The organism is Microbulbifer maximicatervae (SeqCode) (assembly GCF_056231245.1).
Genome location: NZ_CP174334.1, coordinates 557,358 through 581,931, shown reverse-complemented (window position 1 = coordinate 581,931; position 24,574 = coordinate 557,358). Strand labels below are relative to the sequence as shown.

General features: G+C 47.9%; 24 protein-coding genes. 18 read left to right on the top strand and 6 right to left on the bottom strand.

Annotation, left to right across the window (positions count from 1 at the left end):
* The first annotated feature begins 1 nt into the window (after position 1).
* Genes ACJJIS_RS02530 through mnhG form a run of 5 tightly spaced genes read left to right on the top strand, consistent with a single transcriptional unit; the run spans position 2 to position 3,042 of the window.
* Complete coding sequence (locus tag ACJJIS_RS02530) at positions 2–376, top strand: Na+/H+ antiporter subunit C (protein WP_444907269.1); 375 nt, start codon at positions 2–4, stop codon at positions 374–376.
* Positions 373–1,878: a Na+/H+ antiporter subunit D gene (locus tag ACJJIS_RS02525; RefSeq protein ID WP_444925922.1), complete on the top strand. Its 1,506-nt coding sequence runs from the start codon at positions 373–375 to the stop codon at positions 1,876–1,878. The genes ACJJIS_RS02530 and ACJJIS_RS02525 overlap by 4 nt, the downstream gene beginning before the upstream one ends.
* 21 nt (positions 1,879–1,899) lie before the next feature.
* Positions 1,900–2,373 (top strand): Na+/H+ antiporter subunit E, encoded by a 474-nt coding sequence (locus ACJJIS_RS02520; RefSeq protein ID WP_413663317.1) that lies wholly within the window; start codon positions 1,900–1,902, stop codon positions 2,371–2,373.
* Positions 2,373–2,708, top strand: a complete 336-nt coding sequence (locus tag ACJJIS_RS02515) for a cation:proton antiporter (RefSeq protein WP_413663318.1) — start codon at positions 2,373–2,375, stop codon at positions 2,706–2,708. Before ACJJIS_RS02520 ends, ACJJIS_RS02515 begins: the two co-directional genes overlap by 1 nt.
* The gene (gene mnhG, locus ACJJIS_RS02510; RefSeq protein WP_413663319.1) at positions 2,698–3,042 is read left to right on the top strand and encodes a monovalent cation/H(+) antiporter subunit G; all 345 of its coding nucleotides are present in this window, start codon (positions 2,698–2,700) and stop codon (positions 3,040–3,042) included. The genes ACJJIS_RS02515 and mnhG overlap by 11 nt, the downstream gene beginning before the upstream one ends.
* Before the next feature lie 3 nt (positions 3,043–3,045).
* Here mnhG and ACJJIS_RS02505 read toward each other — a convergent pair whose 3' ends face one another.
* Genes ACJJIS_RS02505 through ACJJIS_RS02490 form a run of 4 tightly spaced genes read right to left on the bottom strand, consistent with a single transcriptional unit; the run spans position 3,046 to position 5,807 of the window.
* Positions 3,046–4,146, bottom strand: a complete 1,101-nt coding sequence (locus ACJJIS_RS02505; protein WP_444896095.1) for a 5-(carboxyamino)imidazole ribonucleotide synthase — start codon at positions 4,144–4,146, stop codon at positions 3,046–3,048.
* Between the two features lie 12 nt (positions 4,147–4,158).
* A complete protein-coding gene (gene purE, locus ACJJIS_RS02500; protein ID WP_282931253.1) occupies positions 4,159–4,650 on the bottom strand; it encodes a 5-(carboxyamino)imidazole ribonucleotide mutase in 492 nt (163 codons plus the stop codon).
* Positions 4,651–4,656: 6 nt separating this feature from the next.
* The gene (locus ACJJIS_RS02495) at positions 4,657–5,586 is read right to left on the bottom strand and encodes a sodium-dependent bicarbonate transport family permease (protein WP_282931252.1); all 930 of its coding nucleotides are present in this window, start codon (positions 5,584–5,586) and stop codon (positions 4,657–4,659) included.
* 2 nt (positions 5,587–5,588) lie between these two features.
* A complete protein-coding gene (locus tag ACJJIS_RS02490; protein ID WP_282931251.1) occupies positions 5,589–5,807 on the bottom strand; it encodes a hypothetical protein in 219 nt (72 codons plus the stop codon).
* Positions 5,808–5,920: 113 nt separating this feature from the next.
* On the opposite strand from ACJJIS_RS02490, the gene ACJJIS_RS02485 reads away from it, so the two are divergent.
* From ACJJIS_RS02485 to ACJJIS_RS02475, 3 genes are all read left to right on the top strand, one after another.
* Entirely contained in the window at positions 5,921–6,850 is a 930-nt protein-coding gene (locus ACJJIS_RS02485; protein ID WP_444896093.1) for a LysR family transcriptional regulator, read from the top strand.
* Between the two features lie 323 nt (positions 6,851–7,173).
* Positions 7,174–7,938, top strand: coding sequence for an OmpW/AlkL family protein (locus ACJJIS_RS02480; RefSeq protein ID WP_475709398.1), 765 nt, complete (start codon positions 7,174–7,176; stop codon positions 7,936–7,938).
* 151 nt (positions 7,939–8,089) lie between these two features.
* Positions 8,090–10,450 carry an autotransporter family protein gene (locus ACJJIS_RS02475; protein ID WP_475709397.1) on the top strand — a complete coding sequence of 787 codons (2,361 nt, stop codon included), beginning with the start codon at positions 8,090–8,092 and terminating at the stop codon, positions 10,448–10,450.
* 80 nt (positions 10,451–10,530) lie between these two features.
* Here the strand turns inward: ACJJIS_RS02475 and ACJJIS_RS02470 are convergent, their stop codons facing one another.
* Complete coding sequence (locus ACJJIS_RS02470) at positions 10,531–11,448, bottom strand: glycosyltransferase family A protein (RefSeq protein WP_445358965.1); 918 nt, start codon at positions 11,446–11,448, stop codon at positions 10,531–10,533.
* 211 nt (positions 11,449–11,659) lie between these two features.
* Positions 11,660–12,562, bottom strand: a complete 903-nt coding sequence (locus ACJJIS_RS02465; protein ID WP_444892036.1) for a bile acid:sodium symporter family protein — start codon at positions 12,560–12,562, stop codon at positions 11,660–11,662.
* 263 nt (positions 12,563–12,825) lie between these two features.
* Here ACJJIS_RS02465 and ACJJIS_RS02460 point away from each other — a divergent pair, with 263 nt between their 5' ends.
* The 10 genes from ACJJIS_RS02460 to ACJJIS_RS02415 all read left to right on the top strand — a co-directional run bounded on the left by ACJJIS_RS02460 (position 12,826) and on the right by ACJJIS_RS02415 (position 24,286).
* A complete protein-coding gene (locus tag ACJJIS_RS02460) occupies positions 12,826–13,779 on the top strand; it encodes a DUF1853 family protein (RefSeq protein WP_475709396.1) in 954 nt (317 codons plus the stop codon).
* Between the two features lie 125 nt (positions 13,780–13,904).
* Positions 13,905–14,462, top strand: a complete 558-nt coding sequence (locus ACJJIS_RS02455; RefSeq protein WP_282931244.1) for a GbsR/MarR family transcriptional regulator — start codon at positions 13,905–13,907, stop codon at positions 14,460–14,462.
* Between the two features lie 317 nt (positions 14,463–14,779).
* A complete protein-coding gene (locus ACJJIS_RS02450; RefSeq protein ID WP_475709395.1) occupies positions 14,780–16,168 on the top strand; it encodes a cytochrome ubiquinol oxidase subunit I in 1,389 nt (462 codons plus the stop codon).
* Positions 16,165–17,184, top strand: a complete 1,020-nt coding sequence (cydB, locus tag ACJJIS_RS02445; RefSeq protein WP_444915521.1) for a cytochrome d ubiquinol oxidase subunit II — start codon at positions 16,165–16,167, stop codon at positions 17,182–17,184. Before ACJJIS_RS02450 ends, cydB begins: the two co-directional genes overlap by 4 nt.
* A 145-nt stretch (positions 17,185–17,329) precedes the next feature.
* Positions 17,330–18,082: a TetR/AcrR family transcriptional regulator gene (locus tag ACJJIS_RS02440; RefSeq protein WP_282931241.1), complete on the top strand. Its 753-nt coding sequence runs from the start codon at positions 17,330–17,332 to the stop codon at positions 18,080–18,082.
* A gap of 314 nt (positions 18,083–18,396) precedes the next feature.
* Positions 18,397–18,648: an HP1242/YdcH family protein gene (locus ACJJIS_RS02435; RefSeq protein WP_282931240.1), complete on the top strand. Its 252-nt coding sequence runs from the start codon at positions 18,397–18,399 to the stop codon at positions 18,646–18,648.
* 83 nt (positions 18,649–18,731) lie between these two features.
* On the top strand, positions 18,732–19,334 hold the full coding sequence (locus tag ACJJIS_RS02430) for a glutathione S-transferase N-terminal domain-containing protein (protein ID WP_444934181.1): 603 nt from the start codon (positions 18,732–18,734) through the stop codon (positions 19,332–19,334).
* A gap of 291 nt (positions 19,335–19,625) precedes the next feature.
* Entirely contained in the window at positions 19,626–21,209 is a 1,584-nt protein-coding gene (locus tag ACJJIS_RS02425) for an ethylbenzene dehydrogenase-related protein (protein ID WP_475709394.1), read from the top strand.
* Positions 21,209–21,850 (top strand): Lcl C-terminal domain-containing protein, encoded by a 642-nt coding sequence (locus ACJJIS_RS02420; RefSeq protein ID WP_475709393.1) that lies wholly within the window; start codon positions 21,209–21,211, stop codon positions 21,848–21,850. The genes ACJJIS_RS02425 and ACJJIS_RS02420 overlap by 1 nt, the downstream gene beginning before the upstream one ends.
* An 87-nt stretch (positions 21,851–21,937) precedes the next feature.
* Complete coding sequence (locus ACJJIS_RS02415; protein WP_475709392.1) at positions 21,938–24,286, top strand: DNRLRE domain-containing protein; 2,349 nt, start codon at positions 21,938–21,940, stop codon at positions 24,284–24,286.
* Positions 24,287–24,574: the final 288 nt, after the last annotated feature.

Genomic DNA, 24,574 nt, shown 5'->3' with positions numbered 1-24,574 from the left:
TATGGAGTCTCCCCTCGCCGTTGTCGTCGGTATTCTGATTGCTACCGGCGTATATTTGATGCTTGCCCGCCATCTCTTGCACTATCTATTTGGCTTGGTACTAATTAGCAATGCCGCCAACCTGGCAATTTTTATCGCCGGGCGGTTGACTCGCGCCTCACCACCCCTGGTACCCGAGGGCCAGGAAGCCCCACAAATTATCGTTGCCAACCCCCTACCCCAGGCCCTGATCCTAACTGCGATCGTAATTGGCTTCGGCCTGCTGGCCTTTGCCCTGGCCCTGATCGCCCAGGCTTACCGTGAGCTGGGTACATTGGATGTGGATAGCATGCGTATTGCCGAGCCTGTCAAACCCAAGAGGAAGAAGACTACTTGAGTTGGTTATTGGCCCTGCCATTCCTGATCCCTATCGCCACGGCGTTAATCACATTTCCCGCTCGAGGCCGTAGATACCTTTGCTCTGGTATTTCGATATTGGGGTGCCTTACCGCCCTTTGCATTAACCTTTATATTCTTGTCCTGGTAGAAAGCCAGGGCCCTCAAGCTGGGCAAATGGGAGACTGGCAGGCTCCCTTCGGAATCACATTGGTCGCCGATCGGCTCAGTGCGGTAATGCTGTTGATCAGTGCCATCGTGGGTTTGTGTGTCTCTCTATTTGCCATTTCAGATATCAGTGAGAAACGGGTGAAACTTGGCTTTCACAGTTTCTTTCAACTGTTATTGGCCGGTGTTAGCGGTAGCTTTATCACCGGCGACCTATTTAATTTGTATGTGTGGTTTGAGGTGATGCTGATTGCCTCTTTCGCACTGCTGGTACTGGGGGGGGAAAAAATACAGCTGGACGGTGGCATCAAGTATGTAGCATTAAACCTTGTATCCACGCTGTTGATGCTGACCTCTATCGGGTTGCTTTATGGACTCACCGGCACCCTTAATATGGCGCAGCTGCATATTTCTTTGGCCGAGGTACAAAACCCCGTCGCGATTTCGACATTGGCAGTTATTTTTATCTGCGCTTTTGGAATTAAGGCGGCAATATTTCCACTATTTTTCTGGTTGCCCGCTTCATACCATGTTCCACCGGTCGCTGTAACCGCTGTATTTGCCGGTCTTCTGACTAAAGTCGGCGTCTATGCGCTAATTCGCACCTTTACTTTAATATTTCCCAATGATTTGGAGTTCACCCGGGATATTTTATTGGGAGCTGCATTACTCACCATGCTGACGGGTGTTTTGGGCGCAGCAGCACAGTACGAATTCCGCAAGATACTCGCATTCCATATCATCAGCCAGATTGGATTCCTGGTATTGGGATTAGCACTGAACAGCCCTTTAGCATTGGCCGGATCTGTGTTCTACATGGTCCACAATATTGTGGCAAAGACAAATTTATTCCTGATCAGCGGTACTGCCCAGCGCCTTACTGGCAGTTATGAGCTCAATGAAATTGGTGGTTTATATCGCGCCAGCCCACTTCTCTCTACTTTCTTTTTTATCGCCGCATTTAGCTTAGCGGGGTTCCCACCATTATCTGGATTCTGGGCGAAACTGCTATTAGTCAAAGCGAGCCTCGACCAGGCCGCCTATATCGTCGCTGCCGTCGCACTGATTACCGGGGCGCTTACCCTGTTTTCAATGAGTAAAATATGGGCAGAGGCATTCTGGAAGCCACACCCCCAGGAGCACTGCAAAAATTTATATAGCCTCAGCGGCGCAGAGCGCTTCCAGCGGCTGTTGCCAGTCGCGTTATTGGCATTAATCACTTTGGCTTTGGGATTGGTTCCCGAGCCTTTTATCGAATACTCCCTGGGGGCTGCCGGAGAGTTATTGGAGCCTGATGATTACCTGAACGCCGTGTTACCAGGTACCACTCATTAACTTTGGGATGGATAAATAGAAATGCGTATTTTTCTATTAAATTTATTGCTCGCGATCAGTTGGTCGGCCCTGACCGGTAATGCTTCCATGGCAAATTTTTTCTTTGGTTTTCTGATCGGATTTCTGGCACTGCGAGTCTCACCTATATTACCCGGGGCACAGACTTACTTTACCCGCTTGCCCCGTTTGGCTCATTTATTCTTTTTCTTTATCGAGGAGCTTGTTTTATCCAGCCTGCGTGCCGCCTACGAAGTCTTTTCGCCTCGCTTGCAAAGCCGGCCCCTGGTAGTACGACTACCCATGGAGAGGCTCGATAGAAACCAGATTTTTATTCTCACTAATTTAATTTCGCTGACACCGGGCACTATGGTATTGGATGTCACACCCAATAATGATGCCTTAATCGTACATACTATGTTTGTCAGTGATCCAGAAACCTTTCGCGAGGAGATTAGGGAGGGATTTGAGAAACGGGTTAAGGAGGCTGTTTCCTGATGTTTCTCACAATTATCGATATTCATTCGCCACTGGTCACAGTAGCAATCAATATTGCTTCCTTTCTATTGTTACTCGCCCTGGTGATGTGCTTCCTGCGTATCGCTTTGGGCCCCACCTTAGCAGACAGGGTTGTCGCCCTGGATGTTCTCAATATTTTGGCGGTAGCCTACTGTGCACTACTGGCAATCGCCTCGGGACAACCCGTGTATCTGGACGCTGCCATCGCCCTGGCCCTGGTCGCATTTTTAGTGAGTGTGGCCTTTGCCCGTTTTATTGAAAAAAGCGGCTCGCGCACAGTCACCCACAGCCATAGGGATCATGATGACATTTGATGAAATTTTTATCGCTTTGATAATTCTGGTGGGCAGTTTTTTTGGGTTCAGCGCCGCTTTGGGCTTGCTGCGAATGCCGGACTTTTACACTCGAATGAGTACATCGGGAAAAGGGGCTACGGTGTGTTGCGGATTATTGCTGGCGGGCGTAGCAATTCTTTTTAGTGACGCTCAGGTAACAGCCAGGGCCATAGCCGCTATTTTATTCTTATTACTTACAGTGCCAATTGGTGTCCATATGATTGCCCGGGCGGCTTATCGAGCCGGCACTCCCATGTGGCGGGGTACCGGCTACAAACTCAAGTTCAAGAACCCGATGCGCAATATTCAGTAAGCACTAAATCTTTTCGCCGTAAAGTTCTTCAATCATACTTTCGCTGCGCTGGCGCAGGTGCTCCATATCTGGGTCCTGTAAAATGACATGACCCATTTTGCGCCCAGGGCGAAGTGCTTTGCCGTACAGCCAAACACCATCGTTATCCTGCTTCGGAGCTACATCAACCCCCAACATATTGACCATCGCAACTGGCACCGGGCAGGCAGTATCGCCCAGGGGCATATCCAGTATCGCGCGGATATGATTGGCAAATTGGCTGGCCTCAGGGCCGACAAAGGTCCAGTGACCGCTGTTGTGAACTCGCGGTGCCACTTCGTTGACAATCAGGCCGCTCTCACTGACAAAACATTCAACGGCCAATACACCCACATAGTCCCAGTCCTTCAGCAGGGTCGCCAGGTAACCCTCTGCGGCCTTGAGCAGCTCCGGGTTGTCGTAGGGAGCGGTGGACAGCAGTAAGGTGCCGTTGCGGTGGCGGTTTTCCGTCAGCGGATAAGCTTTGATTTCACCGGATGCCGAGCGAGCACCGATAATGGAGACTTCACAGGCGAAATTCACCCCAGCCTCAACCACACACTCCTGATCACCAGCTTGGGGAATGGCAGCATCCAAGTCTGCAGCACTCTTCACACACCATTGGTTCTTGCCGTCGTAGCCATTTTCACAGCTCTTAATAAACGCCGGATATCCCAGTTGGTCGACCGCTTCCCGCAGCTCTTTTTCACCCTGTGCTGCTGCGAAAGGTGCAACAGGCAGTCCAGCGTCTGTGAGTGCTCGCTTCTCACGCAAGCGGTGCTGGGCCTTCTCTGTAATATGCGGGTCCGGATATACCGGACAGAAGGGCTGAAATGAGCGCAGCAAGTCCACACTCACTTGCTCTCTCTCACTGGTGATCACTTCCGGGCGTCCCAATGCCTGATACAAGGCCTCAGGGTCCTGTCCCGGTTCCATCTCCACGATAGTCCCCAGTCCCTTCACACAGTCGGTGTTTTCACCGGTCTCAGCCAGGAAACTGAACTCCACTCCGAGGGGCTGCCCCTCTTGAGCCATCATCTGTGCCAACTGCCCACAGCCAATAATGGCAACTCGTCTCTTACTCACAACGATCTCCTATCACTCAACCGTGATCGGGACTTGCTCGGTCTGGCGCTCACGCCAGGCGATCAGGCGCTTCTGCAATTCCGCATCAGCCAAAGACAACATCTGCGCAGCCATTAAACCTGCATTGTAGGCACCGGAAGCACCGACCGCCTGGGTTGCTACCGCCACACCGCGAGGCATCTGCACAATGGATAATAAGCTGTCCATACCCGTCATAAAGCGGCTCTCAACCGGCACTGCGATCACAGGCAGGGGAGTCAAAGCAGCGATCATACCCGGCAGGTGGGCGGAGCCGCCGGCGCCAGCAATAATCACTTCGGTACCGGATTCGTGGGCACGGCTGGCAAATTCAACCATGCGCTGGGGAGTTCTGTGGGCCGAAACCACAGCAGTAGCAAAGGGAACTTCGAGCTCTTCCAGAGGCTTAGTCGCGTTGCTCATGGTGGCCCAATCCGAGCGGGAACCCATTACGATAGTGACTTTTTCAAAAGGAATCGGCTTCACTTGCGATTAACTCCAATATTGAACGAGCGCCAGATAGACGGGAATCGCCACCAGCACATTGAAAGGAAAGGTAACTGCCAGGGACAAAGTGATGGACACACTAGCATTGGCCTGCGGCAGGGCAACGGACATAGCCGCAGGCACAGCGATATAAGAGGCACTGCTACCGAGCACCGCGAGCAGAAAGATACCACCAGGCGACAAACCCAACAAACTCCCCAAGATACCGCCAGCGGCACCGCCAATCAGCGGCATAAAAATGCCGAAGCTGAGCAGGAAAGCACCCTGCCCTCTAACATCGGCCAACCGCGCCGCAGCGACACGCCCCATTTCCAGCAGAAAGAGCGCCAATATGCCATGAAACAGGGTCCCAAACAAAGGCATTACTGAAGCGGTGCGCTCTCCAGCCCAGGCTCCGATAACGATTCCCCCCAGGAGCAACAGTACTCCCTGGTTGCAGGTGACCTCGTGAAACACCCGGCGCTTGCTCGAACTGCCCATCGATTGCCGTGCCAACAACATGCCGACAATGATTGCCGGGACTTCAAGAAGCGCTACAAACAGAGGGAAATACGCTTCGTATTCAATATTCTGTGACTGTAGCAGGGCTACAGCCACCGCGTAGGTGGCAACACTGACAGACCCATAGTGCGCCGCCGTTGCCGCCGCATCCACACGTGACCACTTGCCAATCCAGCGCAAGATAGGGAAAGCCACCAGGGGTAACAGGGCACCAAAAGCCACCACCGCCAGGGACTGGGGAACCAGGGTGGCAGCGGAATACGCACTTAAAGCAGCACCACCTTTCAGGCCGATGGCGATTAGCAGGAAGATAACGCAGCTCTGGTAAAGACCTTTGGGTAAACGCAGGTCACTGCGAACCAGCTGGGCAAAGGCGCCCAGCAGAAAGAAACCAACAACAATATCCAACTGCATCTCTATCGCTGTCCCCGGCGCTGTCTGGAGCGATTATTGGAGATACGTATACGTTTCGGGGTTTGCTGCGCCATCAGCCAGTAAGCAGCATTGGCCAGAACCACCACTAGGCCTACAGCCATCAAGGGAACCCCGTTCATACCGGCAAGATTTACTGATAAGCCTGTGCTTAAAACTAACAAGCCGACAACCACGCCAAAGAAGAGTTGTGATCTCTGCATTGATAATGCCCCCACTGGTTATTGAAATTGACGCATTATCGGAATTGCTATTGATAGATAAAAATAGATATTTATTATATAAACTATAAACCAAAACCTATATAGGTGATTTTGTGCCCTTAACTCGTGCTCATGCCCGCATTGGAACCGTTCGACAACTGGAGATCCTGCTTTGTGTCTATGAGTTGGGCAATATCAGCGCCGCAGCCAGAAAACTGCACCTAACCCAGCCGAGCGTATCGATGCAGCTGGCCAAACTCTCCGATGCGGTGGGTTTACCTCTGTATTACTCGGTGGGCAGGCAACTGCAATTTACGGAGGCCGGGCAAACCCTGGTAGAAAGTGCCCGGGAAATCCTGAAGAGTTACGAGTACCTGGACCTGAAACTGGCCCAATTGCGAGGGTTGGATACCGGCAGCTTACAACTGGCAGTAGTGACCACCGCCAAATACTTTATCCCCCACCTGATCGGGGAGTTTTATCAGCAGCATCCGCGACTGGATATCCACTTCAGGGTGGGCAACCGCCAACAGATCATTGATTACACCGGTGAGGATGAAGATGACTTCTACGTATTCAGCCATCCCCCAAAGAGCCAGGACCTGGAGCTGGTGGAGTTTCTACCCAACCGCTTACTGGCGATAGCGCCTGAGAAGCACCCACTGGCCTCCCGCAAGAAAATCTCCCTGCAAGAATTTGCAGGCTGTCAGTTCCTGCATCGGGAAGAGGGCTCCGGTACACGCCATGCCATTGAACAGTTCCTGCGCAAACGCAATGTAGACCTCAAGCTCCGTATGACCATAGAGAGCAATGAAGCCATTAAGCATGCAGTTATGTCCGGTCTGGGGGTCTCTATATTGTCGGAGCATACCCTGGCGTTTGGCGGACGCGCAGGCTTGTCAATTCTCGATGTCGAAGAGCTTCCTATTGTCACCCACTGGTATTTGGCTCGACGCAAATCACGTCCGCTATCACCAGCAGCACAGAAGTTCCTGGAGTACGCCCGCAATCTGGAAAAAGTGCCCCTGGGTAATCTCCCGTAGCCCAGCCTTATCATTGGAAAAGAGGGAAAGAATACACTCCACCCAAGACTCACAGTGGAAATTTCCCTGTAAACCCGAATAGACACCTATACCCCCAAAGGCACCAAGCGCATTATTCTTTCTCTCCTTATAAATTCCCTTCTCCCTGTAAACCGGGCTAGATAATTTAGGCCTCAAATTTTGAAAAATTCCCTGCGGCCTTTTTCAGTCCTGCTACTTTTTGGGGTACTTGGCCCATGCACTGCCAATAATTATCAACCAAAGCCACCTATGGCAGATAAGCTGTTTTGCCTGTGTCCGGATTTTCAGAGATGGATATCGAGATGACCGCAAAAGGAATTAATAAAGGAATTATTACTCTACTTTTCACTCTCTCAGCACTATCGACCCATGCCCAGGATGATTGGCGTGATATCGAATGGGGTGAATTTATTGTTCGTTTTGGCCTGACTTATGTCCAGCCAAACGATGAGGGCACAGCGCTTAAATACAGAGTTTTACAGCAATGGGATTTATACAACAGCAGTTGGCAAATCGACTCGACCCATGCATGGCAAATATCGGGAGTGTGGCGGCCCAGCGATCGCTGGGGCATAGAATTAATGCATATTAATGGCGCCAGCTATGGTACAAAACTGGATAATTTCACCGGCAACCCTGGGCGAAACCAAATCCAGCTCGGCGACTTTAGCACTACAACGACAATGGTCTTCGGCAACTGGTATTTCTTAGACCCATCCTATCGCGCTCGCCCCTATATCGGTGCAGGAATCAATTACACCAATTTCCACACCGTTGAAATCAGCCGCCAGTTTAACGAATACCTGATAGATTCAGAGCTCTCGGTCGCACCGGGATCATTTAATATGGGGCACTCGTGGGATTGGGGGCTGCAGGCCGGCCTGGATTATATCTTTGATTTCCGCGACTGGAGATATCCTCTACTACTTAACGCATCCGCGATTTATTACCTGGCAGACACCGATGCCACTATCGACTTCCCCACTGAATTGGGCAGGGATCGCCTCTATGCACATTTTGACTACAACCCCTGGATCTTAAATTTCGGGGTGGGTATTAAATTTTAGTTACCGGAGCAATTTCATACAGTTGGGCGACAGCGAATACTCTTAAAATTTGAAGTTATTTCATACACGAGCTGCGTTGTCCCCAACTATAACTTTACCGCTAAAAACCTAATCGGTATTACAACTATCTGGCACAATAAAAGGAATAACTGTGTCCCCCCAAAAAACTGGTTTCCAGCTTTCTTCTGTAGGATTCGTAAAAATATTCCTACTCATTATGACGCTTTCTGCACTGCTTGTTTTTAGCAGCAACTCTCTAGCACAATGTAACCCCGGCAATAGTGGCACCTCTGCCGCAGATGAAATCACCTGTGACGAAGACAATGACCCCGATGGTGCGGACATAGAAACTTATGCCGGCAACGATACCATCATTCTTAACGGTGGAACGGCGGAAAATGTACTTGCGGGAGAGGGAGATGACGAAATTACTATCACGGGAGGAATTGTTACCTTATTTGCCGACGGTGGCGCTGGCAACGATACGATAACTCTCGACGAGCGATCCAGTGATGTAGGGAATTATCTCGGGGGAGGAGGCATTCATGGAGGCGATGGAGATGACACCCTGATTCTACTCGATGGGCTGTCCTTTCACGTCTGGGGAGGAGAAGGAAACGATACCATCACCTTGGATGGAGGGTTCATTTTTAACTACCTGGATGGCGGAAACGGCGATGACTATATCTATTGGGATGAGGGCATCAGTAACGAAATTCGAGGCGGCTCCGGATCAGACACCCTACTGATAGATTCACACTCTTTCGATGGAGATGTCATACTGGATGGTGGTGATGATCTCAGTGCAAATGATGGTGAAGTCGACAATTTAATATTTAAATTGGATTACTCCGTTGATGGGACTCTTCTAAACAACTGGGAAAGAGTCGTTATCTGGGGTAGCTCCAAAATGACATTCACTGGGAGTTTAGCTGTCGGAGGAGGTCTCGATTCGGAAGGAAATTCCCTCGGCCTGGATATTCGCTGGGGTGGGCAGGCATTTTTTGATAGCGACAGTTATGTAATTTCAGGAGATGTATCCAATAGTGGAACCATTGATCTATCCAACAATAGGTTCAACACTCTCACCATAGCCAAAGACGATAATGGAAATTATGGGCAATACCGCTCTAATAATGGGCGCCTATGGGTAGACGCCGTCCTTGAAGATGATTTTTCACAGAGCGATCAACTAATTGTGGAAGGAGACAGCTCTGGCACCACCATTATCTCTGTCTTTAACCGCTCAGGTAAAGGAAAGCGGACTGAGGGCAATGGTATTAAGGTGGTTTCCGTCAAAGGCGAATCAAATGCACAATTCACTCTGGCAGGGGACTTTGTCAGTAAAGATGATCAGCAGGCAGTGATAGGTGGAGCCTATGCTTACACATTGCACCAGAACGGCGCAGGAGGAAGTGATGATGGCAGCTGGTATTTGCGTTCAACTGTGGATAACTCTTCAATATTTCCTGAAGGCGGAATGATCCGCTGGCAACCTACTGCAGTACTCTACGAAGCCCTCCCGCAAATTCTCAGAACACTCAATATTCCCTCTTCACTACGCAGCCGCCTGGGAAATCGCTATTGGGTAGGTACAAGCTATTTGGACTTGGCCAGTAGCGAGTATAGCGATGCCCAAGAGCAGGCAATTGATAATCGTGGACTTTGGATCAGGAACTCTGCCCGACATATTACCCTTGATCCCAATGAGTCCAGTACCCGTGCAAACTGGAAACAGACTTACTATCAAGTACAAGTGGGCTTTGATTTACCAATACAAGTCTCCGTGTTTGGAAGCCAACTTATTGGCAGCGCCGCTTTGCACTACGGCGATTCAAATAACGATGTGAGTTCATTTTTTGGTGATGGCTCAATCGATGCGAGTAACTACGGCGTCAGCGCATTTGTCACCTGGTATGGATTGGATGGCATTTTTATTGATAGTCAACTTAAGCTAAATTGGTTTGACTTTGAAATGGATGCCAAATCACTGCGCGAACTCAATAATAGCGATGAAGCATTTGGTTACGCCTTGTCTATCGAGGGCGGCAAGAGTTTTAAACTGCATGATTACTATTCCTGGACACCCCATGCGCAATTGATTTACACCTCGGAGGAAGCCAATAACTTGCAGGATATCTATGCAGTACAAGCTACAGATATCAATAACAATGGCTTCCTCTTACGCTTGGGAACCATCTTTGAAAAGCGCAAGAGCCAGCGTAAGAGCAGTCGCAATATGTATGGCTCAATTCCCCTGGAAAGGTTCTCTCTGTTCGCAACTCCGAGCCTTATTTACAATATCGACCAGAGGACTAATTTACTCGTATCGGAAACCCGACTCAGTCAAAAACCTGATACCTGGTACGGTGAATTGCGCCTGGGCGCGAGCTACGATGAGTGCGGTGATCACTGTTCTATCTATTCAGAAATTTATTACAGCAGCAGTTTGGAAAACCTGGGGAATAGTTTTTCCGGAGGCTTGGAATTAGGATTTCGTTATAAGTGGTAGCAGTTTGAGATTAAACTGAAAGCCAAATATCAACCTTAGAGTGCGACAACTACATTACCTCTAGATAAAGCAGTGCCTATTCACTCTAACAGTAACTGAGATAAATTATATTCGGAGAATACTCTGTGTATTTTCTTATCGTTACCACACTTTCCCTTTAAATTTTGTTTCTTCAAGCCGCTAGCCTGACACCCAGGGATTGTTAAAAACCTATCCCTCCAGAAACGAACATCTGGCACTCTTGCACAACGGACTCCTTGCCTCATACTCATGGCTTTAAGCCAGATATCATCCGCACTAGGACATAACTCCAAAAACTTATCTTTATTCAGAACATCGGGATGTAAAGAGCCGGGATAATATAAAACACCACCAACTCCAGTAGGAAAAACGCGATAAGAAGGTTTGATATTCATATTGCACTTCCAAGTTTCCCGCGTTGTCCTCCATTTATTGTAAGGCAATATATTGCCTTTTTTATCAACACCTATCCTGTGAGCTCGATGACAGAAAATATGTGACGGGAACTTTAAATATGACTGATACAGCATATCGATGGTATCCATCGGGTAGAGGATATCGTCATCCACCGTGACTATCAGGCTATCAGGAAATTTTTGAAGCGCGTAATAATACTTTGTGTAAGGTCCTAAATCTTCATCAACAAATTCAACTCTCAACCCACGATCCACCTGCCTCATTAAAATATTGGGCAACATATAATCTGGAAATTCTTTGGTCGACAGCCAAAGTACAATTAAATCCGCTTTTAGCGACTGCTGAAATAAACTCTCGATACACAAATGGATATCATGGATTCGCTTTCCATAGCTAGTCAGAGAAACAACAATACTGTGTTTAGCCGCATTACCTACCCCAGAATCATTACCACTGAGGGCCGACTGCTCCAATATTCTCTTCCAGACCAGAGCATCTAATTTTAGGTTGTTGTTGATTGTATTTTTCTTGCTGCGCTTCGCCGTAAAACCCTTGAACATATTGACTTTACAATCTGGGGTTGAGACAACTCAATGCCTGGTTTTAGACATATACCTAAAAAGGACATTCAGTAATCCGTGGCCGCACATTAGAATTATTGAAATTCATAGTGCAGTAACAGAAATTGGTATAGGCGAGCTCAATTTTCCAAGATCGACCACACCCTCAATAGTAAAGGTATGGTCTAGTTTTCGGTAAATGCAACATTTACTACCCTACTTCACCTGCTCCTTCCGTCTCAGAGGCCAGTTTTTTCGTTGCACCACGGCGACCATATAACGCCAAAAGAACGCCAGATGGGAACATCAATACACCGTAAACTGCTGAGGGCACGGACATCTCGCTCGAGTGTAAGAGCGTGAGGGTTACCATCATTCCGATGGTACTGTTCTTAATACCGAGTTCCGTTGCAACCGCAACCCCTTCCCGCTTTGGCAGGCCAGCAACCCGGCTGATAAGAAGTCCCAATAGCACACCACAGAGATTCAATAGAATGACCGAGGGTCCAGCTTGAACCATCAAGTCTGCAAGGCGATCGCGAATTCCCCAGATAAGGCCTGCTACCAGTGCAAGCAATACAACCCCGCCAAAAATACTGACTATTCCCTCTGCGCGGCGAGCCAGGTGCGGTCTCCAGGCACGAAATAGCATCCCTATCACAACAGGCAAGAGGACAATACTGGATAACATCACCACTGTACTGGCGAATGGCAGAGTTATAGTCTGGTCAGCGCCGAAATAAGTTCGAAGCGCATAATTTGCGAAAAGCGGTAAACTGGCAATAGTAATCAGGCTGGCAGAAACTGTTAATACAATAGAAAGCGCCACGTTGCCGCGAGCCATCAAGGTAAACAGGTTCGATGTTGTGCCTCCCGGACAGGCGGCAATAATGACTAGGCCAACAGCAATGGCCGGTGGTAGATTTAATCCCCAGCAGAGGCCAATTGCTATAGCTGGCATCAGGAGAATTTGGGTAAAAGTTCCGATAATAAGGCCAATGGGCTTTACCGTTACCTGATGGAAATCCCTGGCAGTTAGGGTCATCCCTATTCCCACCATGATGATAAACAGCGAGATAGGCAAGCCGATCGAAATAAGGGGACCTGATTCCATGATTTTCTCCAGTATCAGTCACTGTAAGAAAAATACCCGACCAAAATCAACTCCCAGAATAAAGCTGGCACTGGAGATGGATAACGAAATCAAGGCAGAAACTCCACTGCCAGGCGACTTATTTCGACATCGGTAATTCGCTGATTTTTTTGGTGCTCGGATCGATTCTTATAAGTGTAATTATTATTTTTAGTTCAGATGGTAAAGCAATCATAGATGACTTCACCAATCTGTCTTGTATTTTAGCAATATACAGAAGTTTAATGACTCAGGAAACGATACAGAAGGCCATGATTTCCTCCCTGAAAAGCGGACAGGTAGATAATTGGGACAACTTAATGTGGTCCGTGGGAAGTTCGGATATTCCCACTAGCGAGGACTCCGTTACAGCTTTTAGTGCAGCTAACCAACTCCCCTGGCTTCTACCCACGCGACGAAAGTCCCTATTGGAATACTTCTCCTGCCCGAAAGTAAAAAATGCACTTTCCCCTGAACTGGATAATTACCTGCACGAACTCAACCTCAACAAACCCAACAACCGCTTGGGCACTTACTTTGAAAGGCTCTGGTCATTTGCCTTTGACAAACATCCCGACTACCAGCTGCTCTACCAAAACCTCCCTCTAAGGTCCGGGGGCAAGACACTGGGGGAACTCGACTTCGTCGTGCAACACCTGCCCAGCAACCAGTGTGAACACTGGGAAATTGCCGTAAAAATTTATCTCCAGGTTACCGATATCCATTGGGTGGGGCCTGGAATCAAGGACCGACTGGATATCAAACTGGCAAGAATGGCAGATCATCAACTGCCACTGATTGAAATGCCGGCAGTTCAATCAATGCTGAAAGAGCACGGCCTAGAGATAGATCGCCAGTGGGCGCTAATGCCCGGGAGACTATTCAAACCGCTGGATACACTTCACCGGCCCTCCAGTCATGATCTTTGGTGGGTATCGTTATCTGAGTTTCGGTCATTCTCCTTGAGCCAGGCAAACCGCAGTGCTCTCGAGTGGCTGGCACTCCCCAAGCAAGCCTGGCTGGCGCCTCAGAGCAGCACCACCGGCATGACTGCCGATCAATTGCTAGAGGCACTGCTGCCCGAAAGTTTTACCCACCCCCTGTGCATCGCCGCCGTCGATAAAAATGGCGAAGCCTGCAGAGGCTTTATCGTGCCCGACAACTGGTACCAAAGAGCCAAAAGTAGCTTAAGCATATAACCAGCCTCTCCCCAGATCAGAATCAGGGAGCCTTTCGCTGGCCTCACATTATTTTCTAAATTGGTGATTGACATAGATCAATTTACATTTACAATTTTCAGAAATTTCTGAAACTTAAGAAGTAAATGAAACTATCGAGTCAAGCCCAGGCATTCGTACTGCACTTTGGTGAAATGGGTAGCCGCTGGGGATTCAATCGCACGGTCGGGCAAATGTTTGCCCTACTCACCATTCATCCCACGCCACTCAATGCCGAGCAATTGGCCCAGGCCCTGAAGATCAGTCGTGGCAATGTCAGTATGGGGCTCAAAGAGCTACAGGCCTGGCGCTTGGTTGAGCTGCATCATCAACCGGGCGATCGCAAAGATTATTTCACTGCAGCTGGGTCAATCTGGGACCTCGCTCGCACTGTCTTCGAGGAGCGCCGCAAGCGAGAGCTCGACCCTACATTAAGTCTGCTTCGCCAGCTGCTGCTCAATGAACCCCAAGATGAGCTGGATGCCCAGGCACAGGAAAAAATCCAGGAAGTTTACAGCTTGCTGGAGCTGCTCGAAGAATTTGCCAACACACTCAGCAAGCTAGAACACCAGGACCTGCTTAAATTGATGAAGCTAGGCTCCGGTATCGTCAAGCTACTGGAACTCAAAAGTAAGATGACAGGTGGACAGAACACCTCAAACTAGCGAAAAAAACGCTAGTACGAGGAATATACCGCTGCACTCAAAGCGAAATAACACCTTCATCTGAAGCACTTATTCCGGGGAGAAACCCATAGGGCCAAATCCATGGCTAAAAGCCCCGGCATATTTTTAATCCGGCAGCCCATAGTGTTGGATTAAAAACGGCACAAGGCCGTGCCGCTGCCGATCCAAAGTCGGCTCCTGCAGGATTGTATACGCGGGAACACACACCTGCCTCTATATTTTCTTGCAGTGCCGATTAGCACAGGAGGTGCTAATCGGCTCACTGGTTCAAAGATCTCAGACCAGCAGAGGCTCTCATGCTAGATACCCTGATCCTTTCCAGGATACAGTTTGCCGCAAATATCAGCTTTCATATTCTATTTCCAACAATCACCATCGCACTCGCGTGGATCGTTTTCTTTTTTAAATTACGCTACGACCAAACTAATAATCCGGTCTGGATGCGCGCATATCGTTTTTGGGTAAAAGTCTTTGCCCTGACATTTGCTCTCGGCGTAGTGAGTGGCATCACCATGTCATTCCAGTTCGGAACAAACTGGCCCGGCTTTATGGCCCAGGTCGGCAATATCGCCGGCCCGCTTCTCGGATACGAAGTACTTACTGCATTCTTTCTCGAAGCAACCTTTCTCGGCATTATGTTGTTTGGCATTAATAAGGTGCCAAGCAAAATACATACTTTATCTGCCTTTATTGTGGCAACAGGAACCACTCTATCCGCTTTTTGGATTATTGCTCTCAACTCCTGGATGCAAACACCTGCCGGATTCGATCTACGGGATGGGGTCGCCTACCCGGCAAGCTGGATGGAAATTATCTTTAACGCCTCTTTCCCCTACCGACTTACACATATGCTGCTGGCTTCGGGTTTGACGGCATCTTTCTTTGTTGCGGGGATTTCCGCTTATCGGATTCTTAAAGGAGACCCCAAACGCGCGCCCCGACTCGCCCTTAAAACAGGACTGATTCTCGCTGCCATCTTTATTCCGATTCAAATCTATGTGGGTGACTTACACGGACTCAACACTTTTGAGCACCAACCGCAAAAAGTCGCCGCAATGGAGGGAGTCTGGGAAACAGAGCGCGGTGCGCCCCTGCTGTTATTTGCGATACCCGACGGAGAAGAAAAAACCAACCATTTGGCGATCGGCATTCCCAAGATGGCCAGCCTTATCCTTACCCATGAGTGGGATGGTGAGATCAAGGGAATAAATGAATTCCCCGATAATCACCCACCGGTAGCCCCCGTATTTTTCGCCTTCCGCATTATGGTCGGCATAGGAATATTGATGCTGCTAACCGCTTGGGGAGGGGTCTACCTATTGCGCAAAGGTGAGCTGCCTCGCTGGATGCTTAAAACCCTGGTCGCGATGACATTCTCCGGCTGGATAGCCACCTTGGCCGGTTGGTATGTCACAGAAATTGGACGCCAACCCTGGCTCGTTACAGGAGTACTGAAAACCGCCGATGCTGTTACTCCAGTACCACCTTCCCATGTCGGTTTTTCCCTAACCCTTTATCTGGTTGTCTATGTGATATTGCTCTATGCGTACACAAGAACCCTGAAAGTGATGGCCCTGAAGTCTGTAAAAGTCGAGGAGTTTGAAACTCAGGAACTATTCGCCGGAACTAGCTTAACCAACCGCCCAAAAGATACTGAGAAAAATGACAAGGGGGAAGGCAAATGACCGGTAGCGCTTCTGCAGCGGCCTATTGGCTGCCTGTCGCCTTTGTCGCCCTTATGGGCCTGGCGGTAATAGTCTACGCAATTCTGGATGGCTACGATCTTGGCGTGGGCATTTTGCTCCCCATGGGAGAAGAGGAGGAATCCCAGCGGGATACCATGATCGCATCCATTGGCCCCTTTTGGGATGCCAACGAAACTTGGCTGGTGCTGGCAATCGGTTTGCTCCTGATTGCATTCCCAATCGCACACAACCTGGTGTTAATGCATCTATATATACCAGCTGCGATTATGCTGGTCGGGCTAATCATGCGAGGAGTGGCATTCGACTTTCGTGCCAAGGCTGCCATCGACAAAAAGCTAACCTGGGATCGAACCTTTAAAGCGGGATCTATTATTACCAGCCTAGCGCAGGGGTACATGCTGGGGCAGTACGTGATTGGCTTTAAGCCCGACTGGTCTGCACAGCTTTTTTCAGCGCTCAGCGCTCTGGGAGTTACCGCCGCATACGCCTATATTGGCGGCGCCTGGCTGGTTCTTAAAACCGAGTCGGAGCTGCAAAAACGAGCGACCACATGGACCCGTTACGCAGGGCGGGCCACCCTGCTTGGGGTGGTTGCAGTATCGGCCATCAATCCACTGGTAAACCCAACCGTATTTGACCGATGGTTTACCTACCCTCTGGTTATGTTTGTACTACTCGTCCCCACCCTGTGCTTTATCGCCTTTGTCTCCAATGATGTTCTGCTGGCGAGAATGCCTAAGCCTGCGGACAGACATAAAGCGGTTCCTTTTTTTACCGTCGTTGTTATTTTTCTGATGTGCTTTGTCGGCCTGGCCTTCAGCTTTTTCCCTGATATTGTTCCCGGCCAACTAAATATTTGGCAGGCAGCCAGTGCCACCGCCTCATTAAAATTTATTCTTGTGGGTGCGGTAATAGTAGTTCCCGTCATCCTCGCCTATACCGTTTTCTCTTATTACGTCTTCCGAGGAAAGGCGACAGAGCTACATTATCACTAGCTGCATTTCCATTCGGCTGGCAGAAATACCCGCTAGCCGAATTTAATTAATTAATGTGGAACTACCCCACAAATCAAACAAGTTCTTCTTGCTCGCCTGAATTTGGTACGATTATAATAATCAATTCCAAAAGACAATTTTTTACATGGAAGTAAAGCGTATGCTAGCCCATGGCCAGTACCGCTTGTCTATAGGGGGAGGTAATTTGAACCAAATCGATCGACGAGCTATCAGCCGGCGCGACACTGCCAGTCCGCGCAAACCACAACGCAAAAATGGTCGGGAGAAGTATGAAAAGCTTCTTGACGCCCTTGAAGTATTAATTACTGAACAAGACTCTACGGATATTAGCCTCGCAAACCTTAGTCAGGTTGCAGGTGTTCCAGCAGCGTCTGTTTATCATTTCTTCCCAAGTGTAGATGCCAGCTTAACCGCCCTGGCCGAGCGTCACTATAAGTCTTTCGGTGACGTAGTATTGGGCCATTCGGATTTTTCTCCGTCAGAAAGCTGGCAGGATATGCTGAATCAGCTGTGCGACCTTGTGCGCGGCTACTATGAAGAGAATCTCGCAGCACTAAAAGTACATTTTGGACCTCAGTCCAGTTGGGCATTACGCCAACTACAAATGGAAAACAATTGGCGCCTGGCAGATACTCTGATCAAAAACCTGTCTCGGGAGTTTGAGTTGCCACCCTCTCAGGATTGGCGAGACCGGTTTATGTGTGCCATCAACATTAACGACTCTTTCTGCTCCCAGTCTTATTCCCGCTTTGGGAAAATAACAGAAGACTCTGCAGCAGAGGGGAAACGGGCCGCTGCAGCCTACTTAAAGCTCTATCTCGGTGAGCTTTTGCAGAGGCGCCAATTGCGCTTTGCACCACTGGAGGCTTCGGCCTAAGCCCAGTAGCAGAACCGCAACAAAAAAGCCCGACAAGTAATTGTCGGGCTTTTTTGTGCCCGTCACTTCCACCCAGCCCTCTGTTTAAGCCTCACCTGACTAACAATTACCGATAATCAAAAAAAAGAGGGTAAAAAATATTTGCTAATAAAATAGCTTCAACTTTTATATATATCAAATGGCTATATAAAGGCTTATATTAACTTCACTTTATAACTATGTTGATTAAGGGAAGCAGCGCTAGAATTGCATTTTTGTGACTGGCAAGACTGAACCTACACTTCATTAACTAATATCGATTGTGGAGGTCCCTTATGCCCATTGCTTCACACGAGCTCTCGGTGGATTTCCCAGAATATGCAGACACAATCAAGCAGCTCATCGAAGACGATATTCAATTCAAACTTGAAAACGACATCTACAGCAAACTGGATAAACAAATAAGAGGCCTTCAGGATAGTGGTATTGGCACCGACGACGATCACTATTCCAGCCTCAAAAAACAGAGAGCCTACTTAAAACAGCACCTCTATAACCGCATTACTTCAGTGATTACCCATCACTAAAGTACGCGTTAACAGTTGCTCGTAGCAGCACTGGCGGTCACTGCAGTTGCTGAAAGGGCACGCAGCCTAAAAGAGCTTGGCCTATGCAACTGTACTTGACCTTTTCCTCCCCCTTTGCGCGCAAGGCGCGCATTGTTGTGCAAGAACAGCGTCTGCACTCTGTGGTAACAGAGCATTTCTCTCACCCCTTTCACAATGACGACGAACTTATTTCCAGCAACCCCTTGGGAAAAGTCCCCTGCCTAACCCTGGATAATGGCTCCTCGATCATTGATAGCGAAGTCATCTGTGCGTTTCTGGATAAAAGCTTGGGGGATGGTCACTTATCTGCGCCACTGGATAACAATTGGGATCTGTATACTTTTCACAGTATCAGCTCTGGATTAATGGACGCAGCAGTGCATCTGCAAATGGAAAAGCTGCGCGCACGGGAAGAACTTAGGTCTGATTTTTGGTGGCAGCGCTATTTCAGTGCTATTGAGAGATCTCTAGATTACCTGGAAAAGCACCTGGATCGATTACCCGCCAGTCTTAGCTTGCCACATATTAACTTGTGCTCAGCACTATCCTATCTTGATTTTCGCCATGAAGATTTTGACTGGAGAAGTGACCACCCGAAACTTATGGCCATATCGGAAGATTTGGAGAAAAGTGAAAGCCTGAGTAAGTGTCAGCTGCATGAATAGTTACAAAATGCGGAATACCAACAAGAATAAGTTATCCCGCTATTTGTTCTGAACAGGTCAAAATACTGAGTAGTAAACTATTGTGTCAGGTGGAAAGGACACTCTACAACTGAGACTCGCTGTGATTACATCTCGGTAAGCTCGGAATCGGCATTCATTCTTAATGCGTTACTACAGCGCAGCGCATTCCTCATTTTAAGGCACCGTGACTCCATCAGCAGAATGTAGTCTATTTTAATTAATATAAATGCCACATTTTTTTACTAGCCTAATCCCTTTTGGAATACTCCCATGGCCAAACAACCGAAGAGTACTCTTTGGATAATTCTGCACAGTGTGGCCATTGTTGCAGTTTTATGTAACCTGCTAACGGGGCTCCGTATCTCCACCTTAACTAAGCCAAGTATTGGAAATATCGAAGAACTTTTACCTCAGGGACAGATTCATGATATTCACTTCTTTGTAGCAATTGTTACTTCAGCCATCCTTATCTGCTACTTATCCTATAAAGTAACAATTAAATTAAAAAATACAAACTCATACAGCGAACCTAATAAAACATCAATTAGCTACCATAGAGTAGTAACACGCATTGGTTCATTTTTTTTAATACTCATGATCTTAAGTGGATGGATTTTATTTATTGGTTCCGACAATGCTTCTATCTTTCGCCAGGCACACTTTTATAGTGCTTTTGCGATCCTACTCTATATATTCCTTCACGCTGGCGTTTACCTAACAACCTATGGCCTGAAGACTTTGAGTTATTTACTTCCCAATACTCGATCGGGCTATCGAACTTCAATTTTTACCTACTTATCTTTCGGCTGTGTCACTTTATTACTTTGGATTATTGTTACAAATAACAGTTACCACGATCTTACAGTTGAGAAAATAAGTCCGGAAACCTTTATAAACATAGATGGAATTTCCAAAGAATCCGCATGGTCATTAGCTACACCACTTAAAATCCATACTGACGGAGGTGCTAACTTTATTGATGGTAGCTCAACCGTCAACTTGAGAGCCTTGCATAACCAACAGGAAATATTTCTTCATATCACCTGGGAAGACCCTACTGAAAGCTTGAAACACCTACCACTGAAAAAAGTAGATTCTGGCTGGGAAGTACAACAGCAAGGTTTTCAAAATTTTAATGAAACCCGTCACTATGAAGATAAGTTTGCCATCCTGCTCTCCAATTCCTGTGATTTCGGTGCTTCGGGAACCTCTCACCTGGGCCGCAAACCATCAGCACAGTTGCCCGCAAATTGGCATGGCAAGGGCTACCACTACAGCTCATCCGATGAAATACACGATCTCTGGCACTGGAAAGCAGTAAGAACCAATAAAATGCACCTGGCAGATGACAATTATATTGGCAGGCCTGATATTGTAAGGCCAGGAGCACGCCGCTATACCGCAGGATATCTCCAGGATGGCAAAGAGTCCGGGGCATACTTAATGAACTGGAAGTGGTACTCCTCAAAAAACGTTACACCAAAAAGACTACCCAAAAGTCCCTCCAGCCTGACTCCATATCAAAACGAGGATACAAAGAGCGATTGGACTATTTCCTGGTTTGATTACCAACCATACGCGGCTGAAGATGACAATTATCCTATCAATACGATTATGCCTTCAGTCCTCTATACCTCAAATCGCTTTGAGGGAGATCGTGCCGATGTAAGGGCCTATGCTGTTTGGCAGGACGGCCAATGGTCTATGGAGATGGTGCGAAAATTAGATACTGGGTCAGCGTTAGATGTAGTAATAAAAGACGGCATTTGCCTCTGGGTTTCTGCCTTTGATCAGTCGCAAATTGCCCACACTCGCCACGCCCTCCCCGTCAAAATCAAGTTGGCAGATCAATAATGTTTGTGCGCATATTTTGGGTATTCATTTTTCCTGCAATCACGGTCTGTGCAGTCATACTGCACCAACCATCACAACCTCTGCCAAGTGAATACCACTTAGTTAAAATTGATAAAAATGGGGAGACTATCGAGGCTTGGGCAGGCCCCTGGTCCTGTATCTGCGACACCGATACAGGGCTTCTTTGGGAAGTAAAAACCGACGACGAAGGAATTCACGATGGAAGGTGGACCTATTCATGGTATCAATATGAAGAGGGTATAGAAAATAATGGAGATTGTTATTTTGAAGAAGAGCGGTGTGATACCGAGGACCTGATTCGCAATACCAATCAACAGAAATTGTGTGCAACGCAAAACTGGAGGCTCCCCGATATTACAGAGTTACGATCCATTATCCTGCAGGAGAGTAAATCTGGCAGACCTCTAATTGCGACTGAATATTTCCCGAAAACTCAAAGGGGAGATTACTGGACCCGTAATTTTGACAGGCCTTTATATGGCATCTACCAATATCTGGGAACAGGTGCTGGCGCAATCAATTTTATGAATGCAAAAACCATCACAATTCCCTATCGAAACGCCGCTTTCGTTCGTTTAGTCTCCAATCATTCAACGGCCTGTAATAAAGATCCACAATAATTCCGGCGCGCCGCACAAGTCTTTTGCAACTAATCTCTAAAGCTGCTGCGCCTGAAAAGAATAACCACTACTTACAGGAAACCCCCAATGAGACGGTTCTTAAGCACTGCTTTTGCTATCTCGGCTCTATGTTTGGCAATTGATGCCAGTTCAGCAACTAAACACCACAGATTGGCCTGGGATGGTGATGCATCCACCAGTGCCGTTATCGGTTTTTCGCCAGATGGCCACAGTAGTAACCCTTACATTAATTTTGGCTATTCAACCAATGAAAATAGCTGGAGCAGTCAAGGGGTTGATTCTACATCTACCTTCGATGGCAGCTTAGATAGCTACTTTGTCAGATTGGAAAACCTAACACCGGATTCAGCAGTTTACTATCGTGTGTGTGATCAGGACGGCTGTGGCGACCGGTTCTGGTTTAAAACGGCTCCTGCGGAGGAATCTCCCTTCGTCATAGTCGCTGGGGGAGATACCCGCACGGGGCATACAACACGGCGCGAGGGCAATGCTTTACTAGCCAAAATTCGCCCACTGGCCGTTATGCATGGCGGTGATTTTACCAACGCCAACAGTGCGTCGGAAATGGATGACTTTTTACAAGACTGGACGCTGACCTACTCCAACGACGAAATTGATGGCTATAGCTATCAACGTATTTACCCTCTAATACCTACCCATGGAAATCATGAGGATGACAACTATTCAACCACCTGCCAGGTCTTTGGTGTGGACTTCAATGCGGATGGTAGTTGTAGCCCCAGTGATACCTACGGCGCAGTACAAATTTCCCCCCTATTGCGTGTCTACACACTAAACAGCCAGTTTCAAGAAAGCGGCTGGTCATCTTATGCTACCGCCATGAACAATTGGCTTGAGAGTGATTTAGCAGGGACTGGCGCCTACAGTCACTGGCGCTTTGCCCAGTACCACAAACCCATGTTCCCCCACTACAGCGGTAAATCTGACAACCCCACATTATTTAATTGGTGGGCACAACCCTTTTATGACTACGCCATGAATATGGTGGTCGAATCAGATACCCATCTCACCAAAGTCACCGAAGTCGTTGCCCCCAGTAATAGCGATTTTTCAACCAACGAAACCGGCGGCACCGTTTACGTTGGTGAGGGAAGCTGGGGAGCACCAGCTCGCTCAGCAAATGATGCCAAGTTTTGGACCATAGATATGGCCAGCATCCAGCAGTTCAAAGTTATCCAGGTCAGCTTTGACCAACTCACTGTACGCACAGCACAGTTCGATAACAGCGCAAGTACTCTAACACGAGAAGATCGAGCCAATAATCCTCTTGTATTACCGGAAAATATCAATTGGTGGAGCGCCAACCGAATTGGTGAAGCTATGGTTCTCGCACAAAATAACGTTGGCAGGAGCGTTATGCTTGAGGACGACACTGGTAATGGCGAACTGTCACTACCAGTGACTGATGACACATTTATTTCATCGCGCTACTCTTCCAGCAATTTTGACAATGACTCAGATGGACTTCTCGCAGATGGCAGTGATAGCACCTATGGAACGCTTTACTCACTGATTAAATTTGATCTCTCCAATTTATCTCACTGCTCGACGATAAATTCAGTTGAAATCGAATTTAATATCACCAACCGGTCCAGTAATAGTTACGGTATTTACTTGGCTGAATCCAACTGGAGTGAGGAATCAGCCACCTGGGATTCTGTCGGTGGATCAACGGTGCTTTCACAGTTGTTCGCCAGCTTTACCCCGTCGTCTACTGGTACCCAAGTGGTGAACTTGAGTTCATCAGGTCTTCTGGATAGTTGGCTGAACAATGAAAATACTGGCTTGGTCATTGCCTCACTGAGTGGCAGTGATGGGGTAGATATCTCTTCACAAGAAACCGGTATTGCCCCAGCCCTCAGGGTAACCGCCGATTGCAGCGATTCTATTAGTGAAGAGGTATCTCAAGTTGCTTCAGACGATGTGTTTATTTCATCCAGAAAAGAGGATGATAATTTCGATGGTGATAGCGATGGACTCCTCGCCGACGGCAGCGATCTAACCTATGGAACTCTCTATAGCCTCATTCGCTTTGACTTATCAGATTTAAGCTGTCGCCAGTATATTGATGCGACACTCGAATTGAATGTAACCAATACTTCCAGCAATAGCTACGGCATTTACATGGCAACACAAAGTTGGCGGGAAAAGTCGGCCACTTGGGATTCTGTCGGAGGTAGTTCTATTCTCGGACTTCAAGTGGGCAGCTTTATCCCCTCCTCTACCGGCCGACATCTCATTGACCTGGGAGCCTCAGGAATCGTCGACAGCTGGTTAAACGATAATAATAACGGCCTGGTCATCGCATCGGAACGGGGCATTAACGGTCTGGATTTAAGCTCCAAAGAGAGCGGGCAGAGCCCTCTTCTTACCTTACAGACACTCTGCAATTAATTGCCTTCAGGGCTCTCTGTCCGGAGAGCCTTATTTATCCCGTTCTGTGTATCTTATTTCTCCAACAGTGGTTTAGATTTACAATCCAAATTTTTTGGCACGAACTTCTTCAAAATATAAAAATATCAACGTCGCCCTACCCCAAAACCATAATTCCTTTAAATAAAAGAACCAGTAATTAAGTTTACCAATCTACCTTATTAATTCCTTTTAAACCTGACGCTATAAAATTTATATACTATTAACCCCATATCCAAGACTACGCTTCAGCCAAAGGGCAAAAGAAAT

What these genes read in the sequence shown, in the direction of transcription:
- ACJJIS_RS02515 (WP_413663318.1), top strand. Translation starts at nt 2,373, where the DNA reads ATGTTTCTCACAATTATCGATATTCATTCGCCACTGGTCACAGTAGCA.
- ACJJIS_RS02430 (WP_444934181.1), top strand. Translation starts at nt 18,732, where the DNA reads ATGCAACTGTACTTGACCTTTTCCTCCCCCTTTGCGCGCAAGGCGCGC.
- ACJJIS_RS02435 (WP_282931240.1), top strand. Translation starts at nt 18,397, where the DNA reads ATGCCCATTGCTTCACACGAGCTCTCGGTGGATTTCCCAGAATATGCA.
- ACJJIS_RS02480 (WP_475709398.1), top strand. Translation starts at nt 7,174, where the DNA reads ATGACCGCAAAAGGAATTAATAAAGGAATTATTACTCTACTTTTCACT.
- mnhG (WP_413663319.1), top strand. Translation starts at nt 2,698, where the DNA reads ATGACATTTGATGAAATTTTTATCGCTTTGATAATTCTGGTGGGCAGT.
- ACJJIS_RS02520 (WP_413663317.1), top strand. Translation starts at nt 1,900, where the DNA reads ATGCGTATTTTTCTATTAAATTTATTGCTCGCGATCAGTTGGTCGGCC.
- ACJJIS_RS02450 (WP_475709395.1), top strand. Translation starts at nt 14,780, where the DNA reads ATGCTAGATACCCTGATCCTTTCCAGGATACAGTTTGCCGCAAATATC.
- ACJJIS_RS02425 (WP_475709394.1), top strand. Translation starts at nt 19,626, where the DNA reads ATGGCCAAACAACCGAAGAGTACTCTTTGGATAATTCTGCACAGTGTG.
- ACJJIS_RS02420 (WP_475709393.1), top strand. Translation starts at nt 21,209, where the DNA reads ATGTTTGTGCGCATATTTTGGGTATTCATTTTTCCTGCAATCACGGTC.
- ACJJIS_RS02455 (WP_282931244.1), top strand. Translation starts at nt 13,905, where the DNA reads ATGAAACTATCGAGTCAAGCCCAGGCATTCGTACTGCACTTTGGTGAA.
- ACJJIS_RS02530 (WP_444907269.1), top strand. Translation starts at nt 2, where the DNA reads ATGGAGTCTCCCCTCGCCGTTGTCGTCGGTATTCTGATTGCTACCGGC.
- ACJJIS_RS02495 (WP_282931252.1), bottom strand. Translation starts at nt 5,586, where the DNA reads ATGCAGTTGGATATTGTTGTTGGTTTCTTTCTGCTGGGCGCCTTTGCC.
- ACJJIS_RS02460 (WP_475709396.1), top strand. Translation starts at nt 12,826, where the DNA reads ATGACTCAGGAAACGATACAGAAGGCCATGATTTCCTCCCTGAAAAGC.
- ACJJIS_RS02440 (WP_282931241.1), top strand. Translation starts at nt 17,330, where the DNA reads ATGGAAGTAAAGCGTATGCTAGCCCATGGCCAGTACCGCTTGTCTATA.
- cydB (WP_444915521.1), top strand. Translation starts at nt 16,165, where the DNA reads ATGACCGGTAGCGCTTCTGCAGCGGCCTATTGGCTGCCTGTCGCCTTT.
- ACJJIS_RS02490 (WP_282931251.1), bottom strand. Translation starts at nt 5,807, where the DNA reads ATGCAGAGATCACAACTCTTCTTTGGCGTGGTTGTCGGCTTGTTAGTT.
- ACJJIS_RS02465 (WP_444892036.1), bottom strand. Translation starts at nt 12,562, where the DNA reads ATGGAATCAGGTCCCCTTATTTCGATCGGCTTGCCTATCTCGCTGTTT.
- ACJJIS_RS02470 (WP_445358965.1), bottom strand. Translation starts at nt 11,448, where the DNA reads ATGTTCAAGGGTTTTACGGCGAAGCGCAGCAAGAAAAATACAATCAAC.
- ACJJIS_RS02415 (WP_475709392.1), top strand. Translation starts at nt 21,938, where the DNA reads ATGAGACGGTTCTTAAGCACTGCTTTTGCTATCTCGGCTCTATGTTTG.